At 47.7% G+C, this 24,506-nt stretch carries 21 protein-coding genes; 7 read left to right on the forward strand and 14 right to left on the reverse strand.

Annotated elements, in window-relative coordinates; genetic code table 11:
• The gene (locus TERTU_RS07235) at nucleotides 1-444 is read left to right on the forward strand and encodes a DUF2489 domain-containing protein (RefSeq protein WP_015818074.1); all 444 of its coding nucleotides are present in this window, start codon (nucleotides 1-3) and stop codon (nucleotides 442-444) included.
• 66 nt (nucleotides 445-510) lie between these two features.
• Here TERTU_RS07235 and trmA read toward each other — a convergent pair whose 3' ends face one another.
• From trmA to TERTU_RS07270, 6 genes are all read right to left on the reverse strand, one after another.
• Nucleotides 511-1,605 (reverse strand): tRNA (uridine(54)-C5)-methyltransferase TrmA, encoded by a 1,095-nt coding sequence (gene trmA / locus TERTU_RS07240; RefSeq protein WP_015819840.1) that lies wholly within the window; start codon nucleotides 1,603-1,605, stop codon nucleotides 511-513.
• Nucleotides 1,606-1,895: 290 nt separating this feature from the next.
• Entirely contained in the window at nucleotides 1,896-2,219 is a 324-nt protein-coding gene (locus TERTU_RS07250; RefSeq protein ID WP_041590101.1) for a hypothetical protein, read from the reverse strand.
• The gene (locus TERTU_RS07255; RefSeq protein WP_041590102.1) at nucleotides 2,216-2,578 is read right to left on the reverse strand and encodes a DsrE/DsrF/TusD sulfur relay family protein; all 363 of its coding nucleotides are present in this window, start codon (nucleotides 2,576-2,578) and stop codon (nucleotides 2,216-2,218) included. Before TERTU_RS07255 ends, TERTU_RS07250 begins: the two co-directional genes overlap by 4 nt.
• Before the next feature lie 140 nt (nucleotides 2,579-2,718).
• On the reverse strand, nucleotides 2,719-3,402 hold the full coding sequence (locus TERTU_RS07260; RefSeq protein ID WP_015820483.1) for a Bax inhibitor-1/YccA family protein: 684 nt from the start codon (nucleotides 3,400-3,402) through the stop codon (nucleotides 2,719-2,721).
• A gap of 164 nt (nucleotides 3,403-3,566) precedes the next feature.
• Entirely contained in the window at nucleotides 3,567-4,259 is a 693-nt protein-coding gene (locus TERTU_RS07265) for a TSCPD domain-containing protein (RefSeq protein ID WP_015820147.1), read from the reverse strand.
• 10 nt (nucleotides 4,260-4,269) lie between these two features.
• Nucleotides 4,270-6,429, reverse strand: a complete 2,160-nt coding sequence (locus TERTU_RS07270; RefSeq protein ID WP_015817717.1) for an adenosylcobalamin-dependent ribonucleoside-diphosphate reductase — start codon at nucleotides 6,427-6,429, stop codon at nucleotides 4,270-4,272.
• A gap of 683 nt (nucleotides 6,430-7,112) precedes the next feature.
• Here TERTU_RS07270 and TERTU_RS07280 point away from each other — a divergent pair.
• The 6 genes from TERTU_RS07280 (at nucleotide 7,113) to TERTU_RS07305 (ending at nucleotide 13,015) form a co-directional block, all read left to right on the forward strand.
• Nucleotides 7,113-7,595, forward strand: a complete 483-nt coding sequence (locus TERTU_RS07280) for an Hcp family type VI secretion system effector (protein ID WP_015819566.1) — start codon at nucleotides 7,113-7,115, stop codon at nucleotides 7,593-7,595.
• Nucleotides 7,596-7,808: 213 nt separating this feature from the next.
• A complete protein-coding gene (locus TERTU_RS07285) occupies nucleotides 7,809-9,803 on the forward strand; it encodes a type VI secretion system Vgr family protein (protein WP_015818869.1) in 1,995 nt (664 codons plus the stop codon).
• A gap of 11 nt (nucleotides 9,804-9,814) precedes the next feature.
• On the forward strand, nucleotides 9,815-10,375 hold the full coding sequence (locus TERTU_RS07290) for a DUF6484 domain-containing protein (protein WP_015820495.1): 561 nt from the start codon (nucleotides 9,815-9,817) through the stop codon (nucleotides 10,373-10,375).
• A 9-nt stretch (nucleotides 10,376-10,384) separates the two neighbouring features.
• Entirely contained in the window at nucleotides 10,385-11,365 is a 981-nt protein-coding gene (locus TERTU_RS07295) for a DUF2169 family type VI secretion system accessory protein (RefSeq protein WP_015820029.1), read from the forward strand.
• A gap of 10 nt (nucleotides 11,366-11,375) precedes the next feature.
• Nucleotides 11,376-11,756 carry a DUF4150 domain-containing protein gene (locus TERTU_RS07300; protein WP_015820381.1) on the forward strand — a complete coding sequence of 127 codons (381 nt, stop codon included), beginning with the start codon at nucleotides 11,376-11,378 and terminating at the stop codon, nucleotides 11,754-11,756.
• Between the two features lie 29 nt (nucleotides 11,757-11,785).
• Nucleotides 11,786-13,015, forward strand: coding sequence for a TIGR02270 family protein (locus TERTU_RS07305; protein ID WP_015817587.1), 1,230 nt, complete (start codon nucleotides 11,786-11,788; stop codon nucleotides 13,013-13,015).
• A gap of 15 nt (nucleotides 13,016-13,030) precedes the next feature.
• Here TERTU_RS07305 and TERTU_RS07310 read toward each other — a convergent pair whose 3' ends face one another.
• The 8 genes from TERTU_RS07310 to tssE all read right to left on the reverse strand — a co-directional run bounded on the left by TERTU_RS07310 (nucleotide 13,031) and on the right by tssE (nucleotide 24,503).
• Entirely contained in the window at nucleotides 13,031-13,324 is a 294-nt protein-coding gene (locus tag TERTU_RS07310; protein WP_015817122.1) for a hypothetical protein, read from the reverse strand.
• A gap of 20 nt (nucleotides 13,325-13,344) precedes the next feature.
• The gene (locus tag TERTU_RS07315) at nucleotides 13,345-13,965 is read right to left on the reverse strand and encodes a tetratricopeptide repeat protein (protein ID WP_041590104.1); all 621 of its coding nucleotides are present in this window, start codon (nucleotides 13,963-13,965) and stop codon (nucleotides 13,345-13,347) included.
• On the reverse strand, nucleotides 13,958-16,759 hold the full coding sequence (locus TERTU_RS07320) for a tetratricopeptide repeat protein (RefSeq protein ID WP_015817816.1): 2,802 nt from the start codon (nucleotides 16,757-16,759) through the stop codon (nucleotides 13,958-13,960). The genes TERTU_RS07315 and TERTU_RS07320 overlap by 8 nt, the downstream gene beginning before the upstream one ends.
• On the reverse strand, nucleotides 16,756-18,105 hold the full coding sequence (locus TERTU_RS07325; RefSeq protein WP_015820231.1) for a tetratricopeptide repeat protein: 1,350 nt from the start codon (nucleotides 18,103-18,105) through the stop codon (nucleotides 16,756-16,758). The genes TERTU_RS07320 and TERTU_RS07325 overlap by 4 nt, the downstream gene beginning before the upstream one ends.
• Nucleotides 18,106-18,332: 227 nt before the next feature.
• A complete protein-coding gene (tssH, locus tag TERTU_RS07330) occupies nucleotides 18,333-21,068 on the reverse strand; it encodes a type VI secretion system ATPase TssH (protein WP_015820846.1) in 2,736 nt (911 codons plus the stop codon).
• 30 nt (nucleotides 21,069-21,098) lie between these two features.
• Nucleotides 21,099-22,214, reverse strand: a complete 1,116-nt coding sequence (gene tssG / locus TERTU_RS07335) for a type VI secretion system baseplate subunit TssG (RefSeq protein WP_015816824.1) — start codon at nucleotides 22,212-22,214, stop codon at nucleotides 21,099-21,101.
• The gene (gene tssF, locus TERTU_RS07340) at nucleotides 22,178-24,013 is read right to left on the reverse strand and encodes a type VI secretion system baseplate subunit TssF (protein WP_015817275.1); all 1,836 of its coding nucleotides are present in this window, start codon (nucleotides 24,011-24,013) and stop codon (nucleotides 22,178-22,180) included. Before tssF ends, tssG begins: the two co-directional genes overlap by 37 nt.
• Entirely contained in the window at nucleotides 24,006-24,503 is a 498-nt protein-coding gene (tssE, locus tag TERTU_RS07345) for a type VI secretion system baseplate subunit TssE (RefSeq protein WP_015818000.1), read from the reverse strand. Before tssE ends, tssF begins: the two co-directional genes overlap by 8 nt.
• Nucleotides 24,504-24,506: the final 3 nt, after the last annotated feature.

The following is a 24,506-nucleotide window of genomic DNA, read 5'->3' on the forward strand; positions in this document are numbered from 1 at the left end:
TTGGTTTTTTTGTTCATTGTCGCAGGTGCCATTATCGCTGTGCTTACAGGTATCGCGATTTACTATCACGTATTGCTGCGACGGCAGCGCCAGAAAGAAATCGAACTGGCAGCGGATATCGCCAGGGCGCAGGAAAGAGCGCGCAATAGTATTCGGGTGTTGGCGTCTGCGATGCTGGAAGGGCAGGTGACCTATACTGAGGCCAGTATTCGAATTAGCGTACTCTTGAGTGGTGCGGGTCTGGATGAGACTGAGTTGGCAGACTATAGCGTCTTCGGTCAACTCGCCGCAGCGACAGCTCATATTCCGATACTCGACGCGTGGAAAGCGTTGCCGAAAAAAGAAAAACGCGCTTATGATGTTGAGCGTGAAAAACTAGAAGCCAAGTACAAAGATTTTATTGATCCCGTCGCCAGTAGACTCATAGCGCGGCTTTCTGACTAAGGGGGCGCTGGGGATATATATAGAGTGCAGAATATACCCAGCTCCTCGGTGATGATGCCTTTGAGTTTATCTTCGACGCAGGATAACACCACATTCACGGTGCTCGGTATAAGGAAATTGGTCGAATAAGGCGAGCCGTGTGACTTCGTGAGTTGTGGCAAGGCTTGCCAAGTTATCAGCAAGTGTGTCCGGGTTACAGGAAATATAAATAATGTTGTCAAATCGACTCGCCAGTTTGACTGTGTCCGTGTCTAGCCCTGCCCTGGGAGGATCAACAAAGATCGTTGAAAACTGGTAGCTGTCCAGGTCAATGTTTTCGAGCCGGCGGAAACGTCGAACTTTATTCATCGCTTCGGTGAATTCCTCACTGGAGAGCCGCGCGATGGCAATGTTGGTCGCGCCGTTCTGTTCGATATTATAGAGCGCCGACTTTACAGATGTTTTGGATACTTCGGTCGCCAGAACGCGAGAAAAATTCTGTGCGAGAGGTAGCGTAAAGTTGCCGTTACCGCAATAGAGTTCGAGTAAATCTCCGCCGATGTCGGCACTTACCGTCTGAGCCCATGTGAGCATTTTTTGGCATACTGCAGCATTGGGTTGGGTGAATCCGGTTTCCACTTGTTGGTAGGTGTAGCTTTTATCGTTTACCAGGAGAGTCTCAAGCACATAATCTCTGCCGAGAGCGATTTTTTGTTTGCGGCTGCGACCAATTAATTGGCACCGAAGCGTGGATTGCAGTTGTTCCGCTTCCGCTTGCCATTGTTCGCTGAGCGGTCTGTGATAAATGAGTGAGACGACGGCGTCTCCGCTTGTTGCAGTGAGAAATTCGATTTGAAAAAGTTTTTGCTTCAGTAGCGTCGAGTTGTTCACTGCAGCCAAAACATCGGGCATCAATTCTCTAATTCTGGCTGAGCCAATCTCAAAATCCTCAATGGGGATAACCTGGTTTTTTACTTTTGGCTGGTGCATCGCGTAGCACGCGCGTCCTGTGTCCTTATCGTGCCAGATTTTGAATTCGGCACGCATTCGGTATTCGCTGGCAGGCGAGCGAAAGGCGTCGATTTCACCATTGAAAAAGTCTTTGAACTGGTCCCTTGTACGCTCAATTTTTTCAGAAAATTGAACATCGTAGGTTTCGGTGGGCGCACTGCCAGGTTGCATTCTAATACCAACTTTTAATCTTTGGGGACTGGGCGCACAGCAGGACAAGATCGTCCACTGTAATCTTTTCTGTCTCAGGTGCAGGGTTCCTACTGTCCGAGTGCGCGAGAATATAAACCCTACAAGGGTAGTGGTTCAAATCTAATTCCATTTTAGCTAACACACCTTCTGGCGGATGCATAACAACGAGAGTGTCTCGCTCGTCGCATAAGTCCAGGGTGTACATTAGCCGGTCCCTCAGGGTTATTGAGGAGACGGAGCCTTCCATGTTAAAGAGGTGGAGTGCCATATTAGAAATCCAGGTAGTGGTCGGTGGTCGCGGCTATTTCGCTAAACTGGCCTGGAGTCAGTGGCGGGCGAGGGAAAGGGTTGATTAAAGCGGGCTCGACATGCGTGGTTGCCCAAACCCACTCAAAGGGTTTATCCGCTATTTCACCACAGCGTTCGACAACGTATTTCACATTGGCGTGAGAGGTTGGCTCAGTGTTGCAGAAGAACACTAAATTGGCGTTGATCCCGAAGATTTCACAGGTTACAAACGCGTCTACAGCCGCTGCGACTTGATTTCTCGGTGCGCTCAGAGATGCAGTAATAAGCAAGTGTTTATTGTTCAAGGAGGCGCGTGTCCTGTGCGCGTGCCGAAGGTAACGCAGCGTTCGGCATCTACGGCGGCGGTCGTGGTTAGTTGAGCAATACCACCGATTTCAAAGCCGGCTGTGAGTGAGCCTGCGCTGGTTAATGCGTGCTCGGCAGCTGAGTTCGAGCAGCAAAGGGCGGTTAATGAATATTGGCTGATGAGCGCAGCCCAGCGCGCGGATATCGCACTGCCAGAATCTGCATTGCGAACGCCATCCGCGTAGAAAAATAGTAGGGTTATTGTGTGATTAGCCTGCAAAAGGCGCTCTGTAAACTCGAGAGACGTCTGCGCTGTTGCGGACTCTGGAGCTGCGTTGATAGAAACAAGAAATCTCATACGTATTCTGTGCGCAGGTTACTGACGACCCTCTAAAAAAGTTTCTTTACCTGTTTTGCTAGGCTCATTTGGCGTGTGTTGCTCCCAATATAAAACGGCCCCATCAGGGGCCGTTTGGAAGCGTAGCTGCGAACTGACTATCAATCGTCGTTAGAGAAGGCGCCGATCAAATGCAGCAGACTGGTAAACAGGTTCAAAATGTCCAGGTAGAGTGCTGTGGTCGCCATCAAATAGTTGGTCTCACCGCCATGGATGATCCTGCTGGTGTCGAACAAAATAAAGCCAGACATCAACAGCACAATCAGGGCATTAAGTGCGAGCGCGAAACCGGAAATCGCTACCCCAAACAAGCCAGCTACCACCATACCCAGGCCAGATATCAACGCGACAATCAGGCCGACAAACAGGAAGCCGCCCATGAAACTGAAATCTTTACCAGTAGTGAGTACGTAGCCGGACAACGCGAGGAATACCAGCGCTGTTGCCCCCAGTGCTTGCATTATGATTGCACCGCCATTAGCCATTGCCAGGTAATGGTTGAGCATAGGGCCCAAGCCCGCGCCCAGTAGCCCGGTAAAAGCGAATACCACGAGAATTCCCGAGCTGGAATTCGCTGTTCGCGGCAGCACAAACCAAAGCAGGCCTAAAGCGACCAAGTCCATCACTAACGCCATGCCATGGCCAACACCAGCAGCCATTGATACAAACGCAGTGACTGCACTCCAGGCGAGGGTCATCGCCAGTAGGGCATAGGTATTGCGCAACACCTTACTAGCGTTGAGTGACGCGCTATGCGTTGCAGTTTGAGTATATAGCTCTTGCATTGATTATCTCCGGATTAAGAATTACTCTCATCTTACAAAGCCCCCTGAAAAAAGCAAGAGGCTGTGATGAGAGCGTTAACGCTAATTTTTTAGGCAATACGAATTGCTAAAAGTTTAGGCTCCACCGGATATTTGGGGTGGCAACTGCCGATTTAAACCCCAATCTAGCCACATTTCGAGTTGCCGCAGCTCAGACACGTCATACAGCCGTCCATCAGGATCATCGCCTTGGTGTAGCACTTCATACAGAGCTGGGCTCCCTCAGGAAAGTCCTCGGAATCCGTAGGCTTTTTCCCTTGGGATTGCTCGTACTCTGAACGCTTCTCCGCAAGTATCTGTTTTTGTGCATCGGTAAGCTCTTCCTCTTGAATCAAACCAATGGTTTTCAGGTGAGACTCGATGGCTTCACCGATCTCAGCCACCAGGGATGGCATAAAGCGTCCGCCACTCTTGAAATATCCGCCTTTAGGGTCGAATACGGCTTTCAGCTCTTCGGCGAGAAAGGTGACGTCACCGCCTTTACGGAATACCGCTGAAATTACCCGAGTCAAAGCAACAACCCACTGGAAATGGTCCATATTTTTGGAGTTGATGAATATTTCGAACGGGCGGCGAACCTCATGATCGGTATTTGGATTGAGGATGATGTCATTTATGGTGATGTAAAGCGCGTGATCCGACAGGGGGGTTTTGACCTTGTAGGTAGCACCCACCAGCATCTCCGGACGGCTTACGTTTTCGTGCATGTGCTCGATAGCCGGCTTTGCGCTTTCTTCTTGTCTAACTTCTGTTTCAGCAGCGCCATTCTTTTGAATGGCGTAACCCGTGATTTTCTTGTCAATTTTTACAACGCTCATAACATTTTCCTCAAAGCTTACCGTAGTAGCCTTCTTTTAAGGCGTCGTACAGGTTGGCGGCAGTGTGCTGCTCGCCATCATACTCGATCATTTCGTTACCTTTTACGGCCAGCGTGGTACCGTCGTCCAGACTGAACTCGTAAGTGGTGTTGGCCAGATCTTCTTCTTTAACCAGCACTCCCTGAAATGCCTCTGGGTTGAAGCGGAACGTGGTGCAGCCTTTTAAACCCTGGTCATACGCATAGAGGTAAATATCCTTGAAGGCTTCATAACTGATATTTGTGGGTACGTTGATCGTCTTCGATATTGAAGAATCCACCCATTTTTGCGCTGCGGCCTGTACATCGACATGTTGGCTTGGGGCTACGCTGTCGGCGGAAACAAAGTACTCGGGGAGATCGCTTGGGCCTGCTTCAGCGTCAATCAAGTGGCGGTACGCCAGAAGTTCGTACGAGAATACATCCACCTTTTCTTTGGACTTTTTACCTTCGCGGATAATATTCCGTGAGTAGTGGTGCGCAAAACTGGGTTCGATGCCGTTGCTCGCGTTGTTTGCAAGAGATAGTGAAATTGTCCCAGTAGGCGCTATCGATGAGTGGTGGGTGAATCGACAACCATGCTCCGCCAGATCGGCCAGCAGCTGAGGGTCCTCTTCCGCTAACTTGCTCATGTAGTTACTGTACCGACTGAATAACACGCTGCCTTTAACTTTATCACCCGCCTTCAACCCATCCGCCGCCATTGCCGGACGCATGCGAAGCATCGCCTCGGTAACGTCGTACTCGTCGGCAAGCGCCGGAGCCATACCCTTCTCTTTGGCAAGGCTTAACCCCTCCCGCCAGCCGGTAATCGCCAGCTCGCGGCTGACTTGCTCCGTGAACGCGATGGACGCAGAGCTGCCGTAAGGAATTCTGAGTAGCGCAAGCGTGGAGCCCAAACCAAGAAAGCCCATGCCGTGGCGTCGTTTACGTGTGATTTCGTCGCGCTGCTGTTCAAGCGCGAGGCCATTTATCTCGACCACGTTGTCGAGCATACGGGTGAAAATAGCAACAACTTTACGGTATTTTTCCCAGTTAAAGCGGGCGTTTTCTGTGAAGGGTTCTTCGACGAACACAGTCAGGTTTACCGAGCCGAGTAAGCAACTCCCGTAGGGAGGGAGCGGCTGCTCACCACAGGGGTTTGTGGCTCGAATATTCTCACAAAACCAGTTGTTGTTTTGGTCGTTAACACGGTCGATCAGGATAAATCCGGGCTCGGCGAAATCGTAAGTGGAACTCATTATTTGGTTCCACAATCGCTTGGCCGGAATCGATTTATAAATACGACAGGCAGTTAGCCCTTCTTCATTGGTGATGTACTTGTCTTTAGCAGGCACACGGCGCCAAACGACCTGAGTGCTGTCATTCAAATCGACTGGTTTGTGTTCCATATCGCGCTGGGAGAGTGGGAAGGACAGCGCCCAGTCGGTGTCCTCTTTGACCGCACGAATAAAATCGTCAGTGATCAGGAGGCTAAGGTTGAACTGACGTAGCTTGCCATCTTCTCGTTTTGCACGGATAAAATCCTGAACGTCTGGATGGTGTACATCAAAAGTGGCCATTTGTGCCCCGCGCCGTCCACCAGCAGACGACACGGTAAAGCACATCTTGTCGAAAATATCCATGAAAGAAAGCGGACCCGAAGTATAAGCTCCAGCGCCAGATACATAAGCCCCTTTTGGGCGTAAAGTGGAAAACTCATAGCCAATTCCACAGCCTGCTTTCAGGGTAAGCCCAGCTTCGAGGTTCTTTTCGAGAATGCCATGCATGGAGTCGTTGATGGTGCCAGAGACTGTGCAATTAATAGTCGAAGTGGCTGGTTTATACTCTTGCGCTCCAGCGTTGGAGATAATTCGGCCTGCAGGTATAGCACCATTGTCTAATGCCCAAATGAACTCCTTCTCCCAATGAGCTCGTTTTGACTTTTCAACCGACGACAGAGCCTTTGCAACCCGCTTGCGTGTGGCGTGTATTGACTCGTCTACAGGCGTCCCGTGGCTGTCTTTAAGCCGATACTTCTTATCCCAGATGTCCTCTGAAGCCGCTTGAAGCGGCGGGATATCACTGGCGTGGTTGTTTTTTGAACTCGCGCCATTCTCATGGGAATGCCTATTGGTAGTGGTTTGATTCATCCTATACCCCAATATATGGTGTTTTTTTCGATAGCGTATTGAAGCGCGTATTGTGCCCTCTAAGGTTGATATGAATCAATGGGTTTAGTGCTTGGGGCGCGGGGAATGTCTACCGCGTCGATTGGCGCATAGATCGTTGTTGTCAGTTAAAAAATATGTTTTATGTGCCAGGTCGCATGCTTTCTCGACCGAAAAGTGCTGCGGGTAGCCATTGGGTAGGTGGTTGCAATTGTGAGCGCTCAGACTTGCACAATAAATTAAATGTGACTCCAAACTAATGAAAACTACGTAGTTTTATAAATATAAAAAATTCATTAATCGTAAAGCTATTAAAGCCACTATAAAACGAGAAAAATCTAAAAAATAATGTGAAGGTAATCACGCCACAAGCGCTTGTTTGAATGAAAAATAAATGCCCCGCGTTACACTCATTTTTAGTTTTATCCAGCTTGCTGCATTCTTGAATATTATGTGAATTTCGCACGTTGTTTATAGCGTCTTTATCAGCTAACATTTCGGCTTTCATGAGCAATTGCGATAATTATTGCCAGAAAGGGATATTACTAAAACCGCTTCGATGGCATTTGTAATGTTTGTTGCGCCAATACGAAATTCAGGTGCCAGCTAGTAGCATCGAAGAATCATTGTGGTAATGATTCATCTTTAACAACAGGAGAAAGTTAATGGCAATTTACATTGAGTGGGAAGGCATTGAAGGTAATGTAACTGCAGACGGTTACGCAAAGCATATGTCTGTAGACACATTTAGCTTCGGTGTTGGTCGTTCAATTACCATGGAAGTTGGTAATTGCGCGAACCGTGAAGCTAACCGACCAGCTTTCAGCGAAATCACTCTAACCAAGCTGGCCGACAACTCATGCACTTCAATTTTCCAGGAAGCCACAAGTGTTTCTGAAGGCAAAAAAGTCGTAATCAAGTTTGTTCAAACCGGTTCTGACAAGGTCACTGAGTTTATGACCTACACACTGACTGAGTGTTTGGTTAGCGGTTACAGCGTTTCTGCGAACTCAGAAGGCGACCCTCTCGAAAGCATCACCGTTAGTTTCTGTGGTATCGAGGTTAACTATCTCGACTTTGACGCAACCAATAAGAGCGCAAGCCCACAGCGTGTTGGTTACGATCTTAAGGCTGCCAAGCCCCAGTAAGCTTTCATCGAAACTTGCCGTTTTGGAAATAATCCCTGGGCAGTGCTTTTCTGTCCAGGGGTTTTGCATTGGCAGTATTCTCTGCGCTCTCTTGGCGCGTAGCTACTTTGCTAGGGACTGTACAAATGTAGCGACCGCTTGGTCTAAGCGTAGACGCGTGCGCGTCCTATCCTAGGCTTGGGAGCAAAGTCCACATGGAGTCTTTAACGCAATATGGGCCAGTTCAGTCAAGGCAACCGCTTAATTCAAATTAGTCAGTTTTCGCTGGCCGACGACACTCTTTTACTTACTGACTTTAGTGGCCAGGAGCTGGTATCCGGGCTGTTCGATTTTCATATCACTTGTATTTCCGAAGATCTCGAAATAAATCCGGATGATATTGTCGGGAAGGCATGTACGGTTACCATTAACGACAAAAAAGGTCGCGATTTTAACGGCTTTATCACCTCATTTGTATACGGAGAAGTACTTGGTCAAGGTGCCAGCGCCACTTTTCGCGAATACAGAATGCAGCTTTCTCCGTGGTTGTGGTTTCTTTCTCAAACGAACGACCATCGGATTTTCCAGGAAAAGAACACCAAGGAAATTGTTACCGCAATATTTGCGGATCTCGGGTTTTCCGACTACGAGTTCAAAGCAGAAGGCGGCAGTGCTCGCGAATATTGTATTCAGCACAATGAGAGTGATTTTCACTTTATATCCCGCTTGCTTGAAGAGGAGGGGATTACTTACTACTTTAAGCACGACTCGGCGAAGCATACTCTCGTTCTTGTAGATCAAAAAAATGCCTTTGATGCGGTGAAAGAATCGGATGCTGAATACTCGCGTGGTACGACCGGAGATACCCATATTCACCAGTGGCAACACTTGCATCAGTTCAGGAAGGGGCAGTGGACGCTGAACGACTACAACTTCAAAGAGCCCACCAAAGACCTGACGGCGAATACCATTTCGGCGAGTAAATTTGCTAAGAACAAAAATTTCGAGCACTACGAATATCCGGGTGTATATGATTTTGCGAAAGGGGCCGATCTAGCAAAAATTCGGATGGACTCCGAAGAGGCAGGCAAAAACGCCGTTCAAGGCGCCAGCAATTGTGCCAGCTTTTATGCTGGCGGGAGATTCACGCTGGGTAAGCATGAGTCGGCAACGGAAAAAGGCGATTATGTTCTTACAAGCGTTATCGTTCAGGCCCATGACCACAGCTATGGGCTGCATGGTAGTGCGAGTTCGTCATACCGAAATCAGTTCACTTGTATTCCTGCTGATATACATATTCGGCCAGCGCGAGTTCATACTCGACCGGTAATGCGTGGCCCGCAGTCTGCAGTGGTTGTGGGGCCATCGGGGGAAGAAATATACCTCGACGAATATAACCGTGTGAAAGTCCAGTTTATTTGGGATCGGGAAGGTAAGAACGACGAAAATAGCTCTTGTTACTTGCGCGTAATGCAAGCTTGGGCCGGTAACCAGTGGGGTGCTTCGTTTGTTCCGCGTATCGGGCACGAGGTTATCGTCGATTTTTTGGATGGCGATCCTGATCGGCCGATAATTACCGGCTCTGTTTACAACGGTAAAAACAAACCGCCATTTAACTCAAAAACCCAGAGCGGGTTCAGGACACGGTCGTCTAAAAACGGCACGGGTTCCAATTGTAATGAATTAAGGTTCGACGATAAAAAAGGCGCGGAGCAGATATATATTCATGCGGAGATGAATCTCGACACTGAAGTGGAAAACGACGAGACTCACACAGTAGACCACAACCGCACGAAGAGCATCGGTGATAACGAAAAATCGAGTATAGGAAAAGACCGCTCGAAGACTGTTGGCAAGAATGAATCTGAATCCATTGGTGAGAATAAGGATATTTCCGTAGGTAAAAATCACACTGAATCCATCGGCGAAGACAAAAAGCTGGAAGTCGGTGCGAACCACACCGAGACTATCGGCAAGAATATGACGATCAGTGTGGCGAAAGACCTTAAAGAGAGCGTAGATGGGGCCTATGTAGAGAAAGTGACCAAAGAGTATGGGCTCTCTGCAAAAGAAATAACGCTTAAGGCGGATAAAAAAATTACGCTACAAACAGGCTCTGCGAAAATTGTCATGTCTTCTAATGGCGATATCCAGATCTCCGGAAAAAACATTACCGTGAAAGGGTCTGGCAAAGTCGTTATCAAGGGAAGCAAAACGGAAATTAACTAAACGGAACTGATGTGACGAATTTTTTTTCGAAAGATACCGATGAAACTTCAAGCAATGAAGTATTTCAGAGCACAGTACAAAACCTGGGGCTCGGAGAAGTTGTTTTGGGTACTTATGTTGGCGCAGGCCGAGATGGCCATCCAGAGGTTGCTTTCGAAGTTGATGGTTTTGCATTCCAGCAAACATCAAAGTCCACAGTCGCCTTAGAACCAAAGGATATCGGGCGCCAAGTGGTACTTATGTTTTTGCAAGATTCGGATCGCCAGCCAGTGATAACTGGGATTGTTCATAATAATCTTGATGCTGTGCTAGCGTTCGTTGGTCCTGACGAAGATACGCTAAGCCCGCGAAATTATCCGCTTTCGCCAGTGGGGGGGCAAGGTGAGCTTCAAGTTGATGGCGAGGCTGTAGAGAAAAGGCTGATAGAGGGGCAGGACGAAGTCGTTCTGAAATGTGGTGAAGCGAGTATAACGCTAACCAAGAGCGGCAAAATTGTTCTGCGTGGAAAATACATATTAAGCCGCTCCAGCGGGGTGCAAAGAATACTGGGCGCTTCCGTTCAAGTGAATTGACGAGTCAATATGTTTGCCCTTCTGAACAGAACGCCGTTTTCTGTCTCCCATACTATTTACCCTAATGCTGAAGGTGTTGATACCCTCCAAATAGTCGTTCGTGCACGTTTTGAATTGGGGGGAGCTCTCACTCTTACGGAGCAGCAGCCCGAGCCGATCGATAAAGACGTGTATTGGGGGGAGCCAGATTCCAGTAGTATGCGCTTTTCGTCGGATTATCTATTACCCAAGGTATGTACTGATATTCTCATAAATGGAAATGCCGTTGCGCCAGATGGCATAGAAACTCGGAGCATGAAGGCTCGGCTTCGAATAGGCGCAATTAGTCACGAGATATCAGTGGTTGGAGATCGCTTCTGGGAGGCAGGAGAGATCACATCAGCGGCCCCGTTTGTTACTATGCCTCTTTGCTATGAAAATAGTTTTGGTGGACTTTGTTCTGGGGCACCCGAAGAGCGTTTTGCTAGCAATCCTGTAGGTAAGGGGTATTTTCGCGGAAAGCACCCTCCCGATGGCCTACCTCTGCCAAATATTGAACGTGTCGGCAGTGAAATCACGGAGCCCAAGCACAAACCAGTACCTGCGGGTTGCGGTGCGATTGCACCGGGTTGGGAGCCTCGGGCTTCGTTGGCGGGCACTTTTGATGAGTGCTGGCAGCGCGAGCGAGCGCCCTTCTTACCTTTGGATTATGACCCCCGATTCGCCAATGTGGCGATACCTGATCTTAGATATCCAGGGTTTATATCCGGAGGCGAGCCAATTGAACTATGCGGCCTCACCGCTAACGGAGTCATTGCTGCGCAAATCCCTTTCGTGAAGCTGTCGGCTGTTCTGGAACTGGCAAGAGGCCAAGAAATCTTGCCTTTTAATTGCGAAACTATCCATATAGAAGCGGATGAATACCGTTTTTCATTAGTGTGGAAGGCCGTTTATGTGGCACCGAGGTGTCAGGAATACATCCGGTCCGCGGAAGTAAAAATGGTTAAATAGGAGATACCCTTTGGCTCAGACAACATTTGCAAATTCGCGCGGAATTGCTCACAAAGGTAGTGGGGGGCAGAGTATCGTGTTCCCTGATGTATGCAAAACTCCTGTCGGCCCATCGATCGTGCCTATTCCATATCCTAACATCGGCTTCGCTTCGGATACCGATAAAGGACCCAAGTCGGTTAAAACAGATAAAAAAATGCCGATGGTTAAGGGTGCTGTTTATAAAAAAAGTACTGGCGATGAAGCCGGGGTTCAGAAGGGCATCATCAGTGGTAAAACCAAAGGAGAATGTGAATTCATGATGTACTCCTTTGACGTAAAATTTGAGGGCAAGAATGTGTGTAGAATGGGCGACCCACTATTTCACAATAAGAAAAACATTATGGGGTAGCGCCCAGCAAGCCCGCGGATCGACCGACAGTGAATCCTTTCAGAAAAGTACTAGAGCAGCATGTAGAAGATGCTGCTTTCCTCTGGGTGTTGCGTTCAGCCGCCGTAGACCAGCCCCACTATCTCACGAGCGATATTGAAGCTTTAGAACAAAGATTGAATGCGAACCTGGACGGCATAGTGGCGTCACTGCAACGCAGCTGGCCGCTCTGCTGTGAAGCGACGAGCTTCGAGGAGGGGGGCGAAGCTTTCGTGCTCGCCGTTACTGCGTTCCGAAGTTTAGAGTTTGAAAAAATTAAATTTGCCGTGGACTTCGGTGTATCCAACCCTAATACCTTTCGAGGTTTGGTGTCGGCGCTCGGCTGGTTGCCGGGATCGCTTTGTCATGAATGGGTGAAAAAGTTCTTTTCTAGTAAGGAGCTCGTTCATAAATATCTTGCGATAGCCGCATGTAGCGTGAGGCGGGAAAACCCGGGCGATTACTTGATTCGGATTTTAGAGCGTGATGATTGTTGCGCACACGATCTGCTTTATTGTAGAAGCCTGCGTTTAATCGGTGAACTGAAGTTATCGCAATGCGTTCCCTTTTTAGAAAAGGGTCTTGAGGCGGACAGTAAGAGTGTGCGATTTTGGTCAATCTGGTCCAGCATACTAATTGGGAGACGCCATCTGGCGGTATTGCTAGAAGATTATGTTATGAGCGATAACCTCTTTCGGGCCCAGGCCCTCCAGCTAGCGTTCAGAACACTTCCCTTAGAGGTTGCAAAGACTTGGATATCACGTCTTTCCCAGGATGAGGCTAACTTGCGTTGGGTTATTCAGGCGACAGGAATTTTGGGTGATCCTCATGTAGTGCCTTGGTTGCTGGAAATGTCCAAAAATCCCAGGTATGCCAGAATTGCAGGTGAAGCCTTTGGTCATATAACGGGTATAGATCTGGAAAGTCACGATCTGTCTATTACAGTTCCGGATATTACCGAGTTTGAAGCTGATGCTGAGCCAGACGAGATCAATGCCGATGAAAATTTACCTTGGCCAAGTTACGAAAAACTTTCCGCAGTGTGGCAAAAGTATGGCCACAGTTTTTCTGTTGGGAAGCGGTTTTTTATGGGAAAGGCCCTGGAGAAATGCGATTTTCGTGACACGATTATTAGCGGCTATCAGCGCCATCGACAGGCTGCAGCGCTCGAGCTTGCGCTTGCCAATCCAGAGCAGTTGTTAGTGAACACCTCCGCGCGGATTCTGGCCCATATTGATTAGGGTGATTTTGTATGCCTAGTTATTGCTTTCGGGCGCGGTTACTTGGGTGTCAGGCGGTAGAGGTAGGCTTGGGTCGAACAAGTCGCCAAATAAACTGTGCAAGCGCAGCTTTTGTTGCTCATGTGCTTTTCCGTCAATTTCCTTCCAAGGAACTACATACAGAATTTTTGGCAATTCCTTATTGCCTTTAATAAGGGTTGTATCGAGTTCGACTCTATCTTCTGCATATGTAATTTCTGTTGCGCACAATGCGAAGAGCACGAGCGAGCTTATTGCAATAAACTTGCATGTTCTGATATTGCCTACCATATGTCAGATTTCCCTCTATTTTAATCTTGATTTATCGAATATTTGAGTTGGTCGACCCACTCGAGTGTTTGTTTATCCTCAAAATCAATGAGAGCCAAGTATTTGAGGTAGTGTGCATATGCGCTATCGATATCCTGGTAATAAATATCATAGAGTATTGCCAGATTATAGTGCGCTAGCGCGTAGTCGCCGTTTAGCTCCAGCGCTTGCTTGAAAAACTTTTCTGCAGTTTGAAAATCCCGCAAATCTAAACTTATTGTACCTGCGAGATTGTAGGTTTGTGCCTGATCGGGTGCGCCTTGTATTGCCTTTCTTGCAAAAATGTCGGCAGATTCAAGATCTCCTAGCTTGTAATAAGTAAGTGCAAGATTTGACAAAACCGAAGTGTTGCTAGTGCTTCTTTGAATTTGCAACAATAATTTTTTCGCGTCATCGTAATCACCATTATTTAGGTGAACTATTGCTTGTGCAAGTTGGTCTGCTTGTTTGGCGCTGAGCTTTTTTAGGCTGGATTCTGTGGCAGCTTGCTCGAGCTCTGTTGCTGGGCCAGATTTTTCAGGCGGTGACATACATCCGTGGAGTGTGATTGTAAGTAACGAAGCCAAAAGTGATCGAATGTAATAACTCTGCCAGTTAATCATCGAAGCTGGATTCCAGTTTGGGGGATTTATTGAATCGTGCGGGGAATAACTCAATCAGTTTTTTATGGCTTTCTTCAATCCACTGATCGTAGACACCGCTTTTGACGCGCGAAAGATTTGTCTCGTAAAATTCAATAGACTTCTCTTCGAATGGAAAAGCCTGATCTTCAAGCAAAATGATGTATTGCTCTAGTTCAGCTGCATCGAGATTTTTGGGGCGTTCTGACGTTAACAGCGATTGGCTGAATTCGCGGTAAATTTCCCCAATGTTGTACGTGGCCTGCGTGGTTATTTCGGTAACATTATAACCGGAGGCTTGCCCGAATAGATTTATGGCCTCCTGCATGGCAGATTTCTTCTTTTTAAGATTGACGGCAAGCGGCTCCTGCAGGCGAATTTTTGAAAATTCCGCCTGTTTTTGCAAAGCCAAGTCCAGCACTGTAGTAGATGCAATAAATACCGTGCGTTCTGTTTTTTTTGTAGAACTCACCCGCTTGTCGCGCGCGCGAATTTTATTTTGCCAGTAATACCGTTTTTGCGGCTCATTTTGCTCTTCATAGAGTTGTGTGAGTCGGTACATCGCTTCAATATTTTGCGGATAAGGTTCACGATAATTGTGGGCGTAATCTCTATAGCTTCTGATTGCGCCCGCGGTATTTTTTTTCTCATCATATAGTTGCGCTGCTTGCCAAAGTGCTGTCATTTTTACTTCATTGGTGTCATCAGAATTTGCAAGTGCTTCGAACTGGGAGGCGGCTTTGTCTGTTTGCTTGGCATTTAAATAGGCGACTGAGAGTTGTCTGGAGGTCTCCTTTGCATATTTTTGGCGAGGGTAATTACTCTGCAATTTCTCCAGGAAAAAAATGGCTGCTTGCCACGATTTGTCTTTAAGCGCAAGGCTGGCTGCATCGTACAACGCAGTAGGAGCGAGTTCTGATCCAGGTATCGTGTCGCTAACCCTGTTAAATAAATTTTGCGCTAGAGCCGTGTCTCCGGTGTCTCGTGCATTTTCCGCCTGCCGGTATATCGAAAGAGCGATGCTGCTTTCCAGCTTCGCCCGTTGTGATGAAGTGATCCCTTCGAGTGCCAGGGTGTCTGTAAATGCAGCTTCAGCTTCGCTAAATTGGTTTGTGTTGAGGTACGATCTGGCGCGTGTGTTCAAAATGTTGAAAGACTGTTTCGCACTAGCGGGAAGCGAAATTAAATCGGAAATTTCTATCGCTTTTTCGTATTGCTTTTCGGCAAAGCACAGCGCTGTAGCATTGGTGACTAAGCCCAAGGACTCCGTGTCCGTAGGGTAAAGCGTTACGTATCGTTGCACGTAGTCAAGATGATCTTTCATCCAAGTCGTTTTTGCATATCCGTTGGCGCTTTTGTATAGCTCATTCGTAATCGCGATAGCGGCATAAGCCGATTTTTTGTCCAAGACCAGGTCGCCATCAAATGCCGCGATGGAATATTGGGCGAGCGCTGCCTCATTACGACCGGCTGCGGATAGCAGGTCTCCGTAGCGAGCGCGTATTTTGTCTTGTTTTGCAAACTTGGCGTAGCTCTCAAGATAGCGTTGATACCAGAGCTGGCTCTTCTCAAAATTTTTGGTGGTAGGTTTTTTTTGATACTCACCATGGTGGAATAAAGCTAGCTCAGTGATATAAGCACGAAGCGCACTTGACGTTCGCTCTAATGTCGCTTCGTTATTGTGTTCGCGCCAGTATTCGGCATTTGGACCCAATTTTTGATAAATTTCCTCAACCTCAGCATGTAGTTGATCGATAAAGTTACCACGCCGCCAAATAGAGACAATTTCCAAGTATGCGTCAGGCAATGAGGCCGAGTAAGAATGAGCTGAGATAAATTGATCCAGTGTCGTCGCCGCATCGCTGTAGCGCTGTTGCCCGACATAGATATCGGCAACCACTTTGTACGTGTGATACAAATACGGAAAATTTGGCTTGTCCGAAAAGTAGTCAGTCAGGCTTTCCGCTCCGTTTAAATGGGCGAATACTAAGCCGATCGCGCGAAAGTATTCGTCAAATAGCTCTTTCTCCGTCGTGTCTAGCTGTTTCTCCGGTGAAAACCCATGGAAGGTTAGGGCCTGAAGATAGTCGTCCACAGCTTCGCGATACAGTTCTTGCTTGTATCTGGTCCAGCCTCGTTTAAACAGTGACTTCTCGTAGAACCTGTCGCTTGTTGGTGTGAGTAGAACTTCGGTATAGGCGTCTTCGGCACTCAAGTAATCACCGCGGGTAAATGCATTTTCGGCGATTCGAAATTGAGCTTCTGCGTATAATTCAGAATCCGGGTGCTTTTCAACCAGTGTGTGTAAGGCTTCGACGGCTTCGCCACCACGCCCGAGTTGATCCAGTGTGCGCGCATACTGGTAAAGTGTATTGTCATTATTTGGCGCATCTGGAAAGTCGTGTAGGGAGGTGGAAAGTAGGTTAGCGGCCTTCTCCAGAGATTGTAAGTACACTTGGTCTGCCAAGGCTTCGTCGCTACTACTGGATTTTTCCAGGAGCTTATTCGTTAGCTCCAGCTCCAGTGCAGCAATGCGGTTTATCGCAGCCTGGCGGGAACTGTCCGCTTTCGCAGCATTTCTAACGTAATTGTAATAAGCTTCTTTGATCTCAGCATCCGATTTGGGTTTTACGAATACCTCAACTTGGTTGGCGTGACTGCCACTGATGTCAATATCACCAACTGTCGCGTTTTGCGAATTTGTCGTACAGCCTGACATCCCTATGAGGGATATCAGAGAGATAAAGAGTACCGCGTAAGGATGATGTTTTGTCATAGCTTGTTATCAAACAATTTGGCTTGACCGTATTGCGACTGGCTTAAATAGCTGGTCAGTATTTTTATATTATCGTTTTTTGCGCCTTCTTTAATTTTGTGTAAGTAGACTTCGTAACGGCCACGTAAGGCGAGTATGCGTGGGCTATATGTCGAGAACTCAGCTGCCAACCGTTCCAGTGTCTGTATTTGCTGCTCCACAAAACCCCGGTTCCCTTCTGTGTACTCAAAAGCTATCCCAGGGTCCAGCGGCTTGTCATTGGCGCTCGCTGCGAGTAATCGCCCGTTGTAGTAGGCTATCGCAGCCTCATATTGTGCGGACGCGAGAGCTTTCTCGCCCATCTTTTCATGAGCGTAAGCATAGAGCAGGTGTGCTTCGGCGACTGAAATTGTATTTTCGCTTTTTTGCTTGAGGTACCCAAAAGCGTTAATAGCACCTACAATATCGCCCTGATTCAGAGCGCATAAGCCAATTCCCAGCATGGCACGATTACTATAATGGCTTTCGAGGCTTATTTTTCGAAATGCATCTCGTGAGTCGCGGTAGAACTCGTTCTTGAGGCGATTGTAACCCAGCATTAATAGCAGGCGATTGCGCAGTTCTGGGTCATTATTTACTGCTTTACTCGAAAGGGCATTGTTGATCGCGAGTTGGGCATCTGTCCACCAGCCCTGCCTTATATAGGCGACCGCAATATTCATCTGAGCGTGAGAAAAGTATGTGGACTCTGGTGAGATCGACTGATAATACTTAACGGCTTCACGGTGTTTTTTGTTATTTTGCAAAAGCGTCCCGAAAAGTAGTGTGGCGTAATCACTTTGTTGCTCGCTCAGCGCGTTACGTGCTTCTATTTTGCTTAAATGTTGCAATGCCCGCTCGGGCTGACCTGTACGATGCGCATAAACAGCTATACGATAATGCAGCTGCGCAAGCGTGTATGTATCGGAAATTTCTTCTGCATCGTCGAGTAAAGAGTTTGCAACGCCACCTAAATTAGCGTCTAAAAGGGCTTGAAAGGCCTTGATCAATAAGCTCGGATTGGTGCTATCTAACAGGTTGTCCTGATAGCTAGCTATGAATTTTAACAGCGCTCCACTGGAAGTTCTGCTTTCATCTAGTGTCTTCTCAAGATCTGTCGCACCAGGTACGCTGGTATTCGGTGCGATGGCTAAATTATCGCGGTAGGTCACCACTATTTCTTCTGTAAGTTTATCGAAATCAGCGTTTAATGTGTCTGGCGCTTGCGCCACGGAAGCGTCAGGAAATAAGTAACCTATTATTAAAATAAGGGAGGCAAGCTGGCGAATTACAATTTTTGCTCTTATTGGGTAGGTTCGTGAATTCATACATCCATACTCTAGTATCCTTGTTTTAATCTGAGTTGCGCTCCCTGCAACTCGAGTGGCTCGATTGTGATGGGTATCCGCCTGTGAGTCGGTTCATCTGAATTTACAATAAATATCCTTTCTACTATTTGCTAAAACCAGACAGGCGGATCTGGCATCATCACGTGCCGATTATATTTATCTGCTTCTGCAGGCGCGCTACGTATGACCGTGTTAGCGCGTGCACCTCAGTCGATTTGGTACGTGAAATTTCCATCTTCGTCGACAGATATATGTACGGCATCAATTGGCTGACTCTCAGCTAACCGTGCAAGGCACTGCGTTGCTAATGCGGGTAGCATCGATCTCGAGATGATGTTTTCAATATTTCTTGCCCCTGTGTCGTTGTCCTGGCAACGCGCTACAAGATGAAGCAGTAGATCGTCATCGTAGGAAAAGCGTGCGTTGTACTGGGCTTTTAAACGCTTTTCAATGCGATTCATATTGATTGCGCATATTTTTACAAGTATCTCATCGTCAAGCGGGTAATAGGGGATGATATTTGTCCGCCCCAAAAAAGCGGGCTTGAAGTAATTTAGCAGCTGTGGCCTAAAATTATCGAGCAGAACGTCCGGTTCCGGCTTATCCTCACATGCCGCACACATCGCCCTGATGTGTTCTTCTCCTGCATTGGAGGTCATAATAATGATGGTATTTCTAAAATCGATATCACGGCCTTCTCCGTCTTTTATCGTGCCTTTATCGAATAGATTGTAGAATATGTCCTGCACGCCAGGATGCGCCTTTTCCATTTCGTCCAGCAAGACCACGCTATAAGGCTTGCGGCGAACGGCTTCGGTGAGTACGCCTCCCTCACCGTAGCCGACGTAGCCGGGAGGCGACCCGAGCAGTATGGAAACTTTATGCTCCTCTTTAAATTCGGACATGTTAATTGTTGTAATATTATGTTCTCCGCCATAGAGAATATCTGCAAGTGCGAGAGCTGTTTCAGTTTTACCAACACCACTTGGTCCCACCATAAAAAACACACCGATGGGCTTGCGAGGGTCTGTTAGTCCTGCGCGTGAGGTCCGAATATTTTCGGCGATTGCGGACAGGGCGTGATCCTGACCAATCACCCGCTTCTGCAGTATTTCACCCAGTTTGAGCACGGATTGAATTTCGTCTGATACCATTTTACCAACGGGTATTCCGGTCCAGTTTGCGACAACCTCCGCTATCGCCTGACTATCCACGTTGACCTGTATCATTGGCGTTTCGCCTTGAATTTCTGAAAGTCTGCTCATCTGCTCTTTCATTTGCGCTTGGATTTCCTGCGCATCCTCAATGGATAATGCCGTATTTTTGGTCTCTACTTCTGCCGCGTCTGGCGCAGGTGATGAAAATTCATCGGACGAATCAAGACCTGTGGGCTGTAGTTTTGCGTGAAAGTCGTCTTCTATTTTTTTCTGTAGATCGTGAATAACCGTTACGACTTCTTGCTCAGCGGCCCACTGATTTTCCTGAATTTCCAGTAGGGCGGTGAGGGACAATTTTTCTTTTTCCAAGTCTGCAATATGTTCTGCACAGTTCCCTAGCGTAGCGTGTTCACGCTGCAGTGAGAGCAGATTAGTTTCGCATAAAGTTATGCGTCTACGGGTGTCTTCTATTGCTGCGGGAGTTGCGCTTTGACTAAGTGCCACGCGCGCGCAGGCTGTATCGAGGAGGCTGACGGATTTGTCCGGCAGCTGTCTCGCAGTAATATAGCGGCTTGAAAGTTTAACCGAGTCGACGATGGCTTCGTCCATAATACGTACTCCGTGGTGTATCTGGAGCATTTCGGATATAGCACGCATCATGTTTATGGCTTTGTCTTCACTCGGCTCCTCCACTTTTACCACCTGAAAGCGCCGTGTTAAAGCCGGGTCTCTCTCAAAATATTTTTTATACTCCGCCCAGGTTGTAGCTGCGATGGTGCGCAGTTCGCCGCGCGCTAGCGCGGGTTTTAACAAGTTCGCTGCATCCCCTTGCCCCTCTTTGCCGCCCGCGCCTATGAGCGTGTGAGCCTCATCGATAAACATAATAATCGGGTCTGGTGAAGCTTTAACTTCAGCGATCACAGACTTGAGACGATTTTCGAATTCGCCTTTGACACTTGCGCCAGCTTGCAGCAGCCCCAAGTCCAAGCTTCGAATGGTGACACCTCGTAGTGGCGCGGGTACGTCTCCGGACGCGATTCGGAGGGCGAATCCCTCTACAACTGCCGTTTTGCCCACACCCGCTTCGCCGGTGAGGATGGGATTGTTTTGGCGGCGGCGGATCAAAATATCTATAATCTGACGAATTTCGTCATCTCGACCCAGTACTGCATCGAGCTTACCCGCTTTCGCTGCATCAGTGAGGTTAACGGTGAACTTGTCTAACGCGGGCGATTTACTCGGTGCGGCGATTTCTCCGCTCGCGTTTGACATTGTTCGCGCGGAATCTTCCGCGTAGAGATTTTCTGACTCGGGAGTACTGCCAACTACCGCACGCACCAGATCACGAAGCGACTCGGGTAGGATTTTACTTAGTTCGCCAGAGCAGACATTAGTTGATCTGCGAAGATTCTCGTCTAGAAGCAATGCTGCTATTAGATGTGCTGATGTAGCGATTGGGTGGTTGTATTCGACTGAGGCAAGTATCCATGCGTTTTTAGCCAAGTCTACAATTGCAGGTGATAGGGCTGCGCGTCGCGAGTTGCCTGATTTTATCCGATCGAGTTCGTTATTGAGCTCCTGATTAAGCTTACCACGGCTAATTTCGAACTTGTCGAGTATAAGATTAAAATCGTTATTGGGTATCTCAAGTAGTTTCAGCAACCAATGCTCTATCTCCACATTGTAATGGGTGCGTGACATGCAAAGGCCTGCCGCTCCCTCCAAGGCGTTCCGAGTTTGATCATTTAATTTTCCAACTAACGATTTTAAGTCGATTGATATCATATTTCGGGTCCTTTGGGTTTGGCCGCTGGTTTAACAGCTAGACGATATTCTGATGTCCATGATAGAGGTTTGTTGATCTGTGCCTTGCTCCGTGGAGGCGAGCCAAGTGCTCCAACCCATTATCGGTGCGTTTTGGTTTCCTAACTGGATTTTGTCTCTAATGTGGGAACGCTTTACTTTAAGTACAAATTCGAAATCCCGCTCCATTCCTAGATAAAATCGGCAAAGCTCGTTTAGTGCTGTAAATGTTCGGCTGCCGGGTGCGAAGCTACGGTGCTGTTCACTGGTTAGGGGGCCCAAGTGAATCTGTATTTTGCCCTGTGCGAACCAACCTTGGTTCCCCAGCATGCAACTTTTACCGAGGCAGGCATTTTGTCCCTCTGGCATCCCGGGAGATGGCAGTCTTGTTCGTACATCGTCAATTAGTGGTTGCCATTGACCGACAAACTCTTTGATTGACACGGGTATGGAAAAATAATGGGAGAGTATTTGTTGTAGCCCACTGGCAGTTTTAACCTGCTGTGCCAAAAGCCCGGCGTAAAAGATCAGTGTTTCGTCGTGGATCGAGTGTCGGTCAGTAAGATGTTTTCCGCCCAATCCAATTAAAGCGAGAACCGATTGGGTTATCCTATCGTCATGCTTCTCCAGCGTTTTTTGTTGGGTCCGACTTAGCTGGCTTAGCTCGTAGTTGAGGGGCAATCTATATTTGATTGAAGCCTGATAAAAAATGGACAAGATCCGGTGGTTAAAAAGGTCCAGAAAATTTTGTAAGTGTTTGTCCCGTTTTTTACTTCGCTGGATTGCCAGTTCGCTATAGTGATAGGGCAGAACCCCCATGCTTCCTGTTAAGCCCAAAAAATTTGTTGTTACTTTGAAATAGTGTGACTGCTGCTCATTGCTTAGCTGTTCGATGGATTCGATTTCTGACTCAGGAAATCCGAGCGAGGGATTGCCCTTAAACCTAACCACTTCCTGATAGGCAGGCGAATACTTACCCGCTTGCTGAGTGTTCACTTTTTGGTCTGGTTTTCTGTAGGCGGCCGACCTTTCAAGCAAACGAACTGCCTGTGCGAATGCAAACTCTCCGGTATTCGTCAGTAGGCGACGAATTACAGAAAGACTTTTTGACCTGCTCTTGGTGGGCATTTTTTTAGGTAATCTTCTCGGTTTTTCAATTTAACTAGCACGCGCGTAAACGAGTTAACTGAGCAGTACGCGGCGAAAAAGTGCTCCAGCACACTTGCGTAGAGGTAGGAGCTGCTGCCCGTAAGTAGCGCGTTGTCCAAGGTAATTTCAATTTCAACGCCTCGGCACATAGTGGTATGTCCGTTGATAGGCAGTGGCGCGCTGATCGCATGAGCATTGACTTGCATGATTGAATCAACCAACGCGCGTGACACTGACGTTTCTGTGAAGTCGTATAGTCTTAAAATCTCTTTTAAAGCCTCTGTCGCTTTTGATCCGCCAATTAACGATAAGTGATTTAAATTTAAATGTGATAGTAATCGCCAACGGGCACCATCTCGAAGTGGTGGTCGGATAGTTGCCGTTGGGCGTAACAAGCAGCGTATGGCCTTAGTGGGTGGTGAGCTATGTGCGCATTGCAGACGAGGTTGGTCTACGCCGAACGGCAATTTTCGCGGTAGGTCCCGGTTGCTACAGATCGCACTTATCGTAAGTGTTCTGTCGTCCGGGATGTTGGGGTTAAATTCCAGATCCACCAGGCTTATGTAAACATCTGTACCGTCATCTCTTTCGGCAAAACCTGATCTCGCGGGTCGGCGTGTGGCATACCAATAGGCATGTTCCGTCGGGTCTTTATGTTCATGCTTGATTCCGTAAAAAGGCAGAAATGGAGCCTTTTCGCCGCTCGAAGTGGAGGCGATTACTTCGTCCACCGCTTGTATTTCATAGCCTTTCGGGCGCCGTGAATCCGCCAGTAATAGGTATTCCGCATGGTTGTGGTTGAGCTTTATTGGATCGCATTTGTGCTTAAACGTGTTTATGATCGGCGTCGCACCAAGTACGAAAGTGTCGATGTTAATATTGTGTTCAAGCTCGACTTCGCTATTGGTGAGGTACAAATAAATATCCAGCTGATTCTGGGCAGAAGCCGGCAGGTGTTCACCAAGATTACATATATCGATGAACATAAATTTTTCGGCAAATGCAAAATATTCCGTCAATAGCCGGTAGCCCAGGAAAGAATTAGGTGGGTATGGCAATAGTCCTTCATCTTCCCCAAATCCTACGGCTTGGATGTGGCTGCTTTCCATAAACGTCGGGTGAAGCTCATCAGTGCAACCCCCCAGTGCGATTTTCTGACATTCTTTTAGCAGCATTCGGTAGAGCGGATGAACATGCTGCGGCTGGCCTCGCAGATAGAGACGCAATTTGTCGAGCCCAATCTCTTGGATATTAATGTCATTATTAAACGTTTCCAGGCTGATTTTTAGTACGCCTGCACAGCTTGCCATTTTTTCAGCGCCGGGAGTCAAAAATGGTCTGCCAATAAGATTTGCTGAGGTAATTTTAAGGGGGTACATATCCACCGGATATGCAGTGGTGAACCGACAGTTTTCGCCCTGAAAATATTCTGTCTCTAACTCGGTGTTTCGATCTACCGTATATTTGCTATCTAACTGATCTTCGTCCGGCTCGAAGGTGACAATCGACATGGAAGGAATCGGACGCAGGTAGTGAGGAAACATCACATTGAGAAGAGCGTCAGTTAGTTCAGGAAAGTCGTCGTCAAGCTTGTGTTGGGTGCGCGCATTAAGGTAGGCAAATGCTTCGATTAATCGTGATACATGTGGGTCTTCAATGGTATCCGCATTAATGCCCAAGCGCCCCGCAATTTTTGGGTTTTCACGTGAAAACTCGGCCCCCATTTGGCGAATGAAAGCGAGTTCTTTTTCATAGTAGGGCAACAATTCATCAGACATGGGGGGATTCTTCTACGTTGACTGCGCGTGAAACGGGTTCAAGAACTGAATCGAATACAATGACTTCCGGGGATGGATCTGCGTACAAAGTTGCGTCTATGCGAAATCGCAGGGTGCGATCCGTGGTGTCTGAATTGTCCTGATAGCTAACGTGTACTGTCTTAAAACGCGGTTCGTACGTTTTAAGTAACTGCTCCAGTTCTCGCGTAAAAGCGCGCCGTTTTTCAATATCTGACACATTGACTGTTGCAAGATCGGGCATGCCGTAGTTGAGAATGGAGTTTTCCAATTGTTTCAGATTCTCGGGTGGCGACACAATGCGATAACGAGTGTTCAATAGGTTTTCAAGGTCACGTTTCACGCTTGCTCGCAGGTTACGTAATTGCTGGTGTTTTGTTACTTCTGGTTCCCGGGGCGAGCGCGGGTCGTCATCCAATAGTCGATCCAGGATAGAGGGGCGCAGGTTTTTTGTTTTTTCTACACGGGCCATGGG

Origin of the sequence: Teredinibacter turnerae T7901, from assembly GCF_000023025.1 — a bacterium.
In the GTDB taxonomy this organism is placed as follows: Bacteria; Pseudomonadota; Gammaproteobacteria; order Pseudomonadales; family Cellvibrionaceae; genus Teredinibacter; species Teredinibacter turnerae_B.

What these genes read in the sequence shown, in the direction of transcription:
- TERTU_RS07320 (WP_015817816.1), bottom strand. Translation starts at nt 16,759, where the DNA reads ATGACAAAACATCATCCTTACGCGGTACTCTTTATCTCTCTGATATCC.
- TERTU_RS07315 (WP_041590104.1), bottom strand. Translation starts at nt 13,965, where the DNA reads ATGATTAACTGGCAGAGTTATTACATTCGATCACTTTTGGCTTCGTTA.
- tssH (WP_015820846.1), bottom strand. Translation starts at nt 21,068, where the DNA reads ATGATATCAATCGACTTAAAATCGTTAGTTGGAAAATTAAATGATCAA.
- TERTU_RS07295 (WP_015820029.1), top strand. Translation starts at nt 10,385, where the DNA reads ATGTTTGCCCTTCTGAACAGAACGCCGTTTTCTGTCTCCCATACTATT.
- TERTU_RS07325 (WP_015820231.1), bottom strand. Translation starts at nt 18,105, where the DNA reads ATGAATTCACGAACCTACCCAATAAGAGCAAAAATTGTAATTCGCCAG.
- TERTU_RS07285 (WP_015818869.1), top strand. Translation starts at nt 7,809, where the DNA reads ATGGGCCAGTTCAGTCAAGGCAACCGCTTAATTCAAATTAGTCAGTTT.
- TERTU_RS07255 (WP_041590102.1), bottom strand. Translation starts at nt 2,578, where the DNA reads ATGAGATTTCTTGTTTCTATCAACGCAGCTCCAGAGTCCGCAACAGCG.
- tssG (WP_015816824.1), bottom strand. Translation starts at nt 22,214, where the DNA reads ATGCCCACCAAGAGCAGGTCAAAAAGTCTTTCTGTAATTCGTCGCCTA.
- TERTU_RS07310 (WP_015817122.1), bottom strand. Translation starts at nt 13,324, where the DNA reads ATGGTAGGCAATATCAGAACATGCAAGTTTATTGCAATAAGCTCGCTC.
- TERTU_RS07280 (WP_015819566.1), top strand. Translation starts at nt 7,113, where the DNA reads ATGGCAATTTACATTGAGTGGGAAGGCATTGAAGGTAATGTAACTGCA.
- trmA (WP_015819840.1), bottom strand. Translation starts at nt 1,605, where the DNA reads ATGCAACCTGGCAGTGCGCCCACCGAAACCTACGATGTTCAATTTTCT.
- TERTU_RS07265 (WP_015820147.1), bottom strand. Translation starts at nt 4,259, where the DNA reads ATGAGCGTTGTAAAAATTGACAAGAAAATCACGGGTTACGCCATTCAA.
- tssF (WP_015817275.1), bottom strand. Translation starts at nt 24,013, where the DNA reads ATGTCTGATGAATTGTTGCCCTACTATGAAAAAGAACTCGCTTTCATT.
- TERTU_RS07270 (WP_015817717.1), bottom strand. Translation starts at nt 6,429, where the DNA reads ATGAATCAAACCACTACCAATAGGCATTCCCATGAGAATGGCGCGAGT.
- TERTU_RS07260 (WP_015820483.1), bottom strand. Translation starts at nt 3,402, where the DNA reads ATGCAAGAGCTATATACTCAAACTGCAACGCATAGCGCGTCACTCAAC.
- tssE (WP_015818000.1), bottom strand. Translation starts at nt 24,503, where the DNA reads ATGGCCCGTGTAGAAAAAACAAAAAACCTGCGCCCCTCTATCCTGGAT.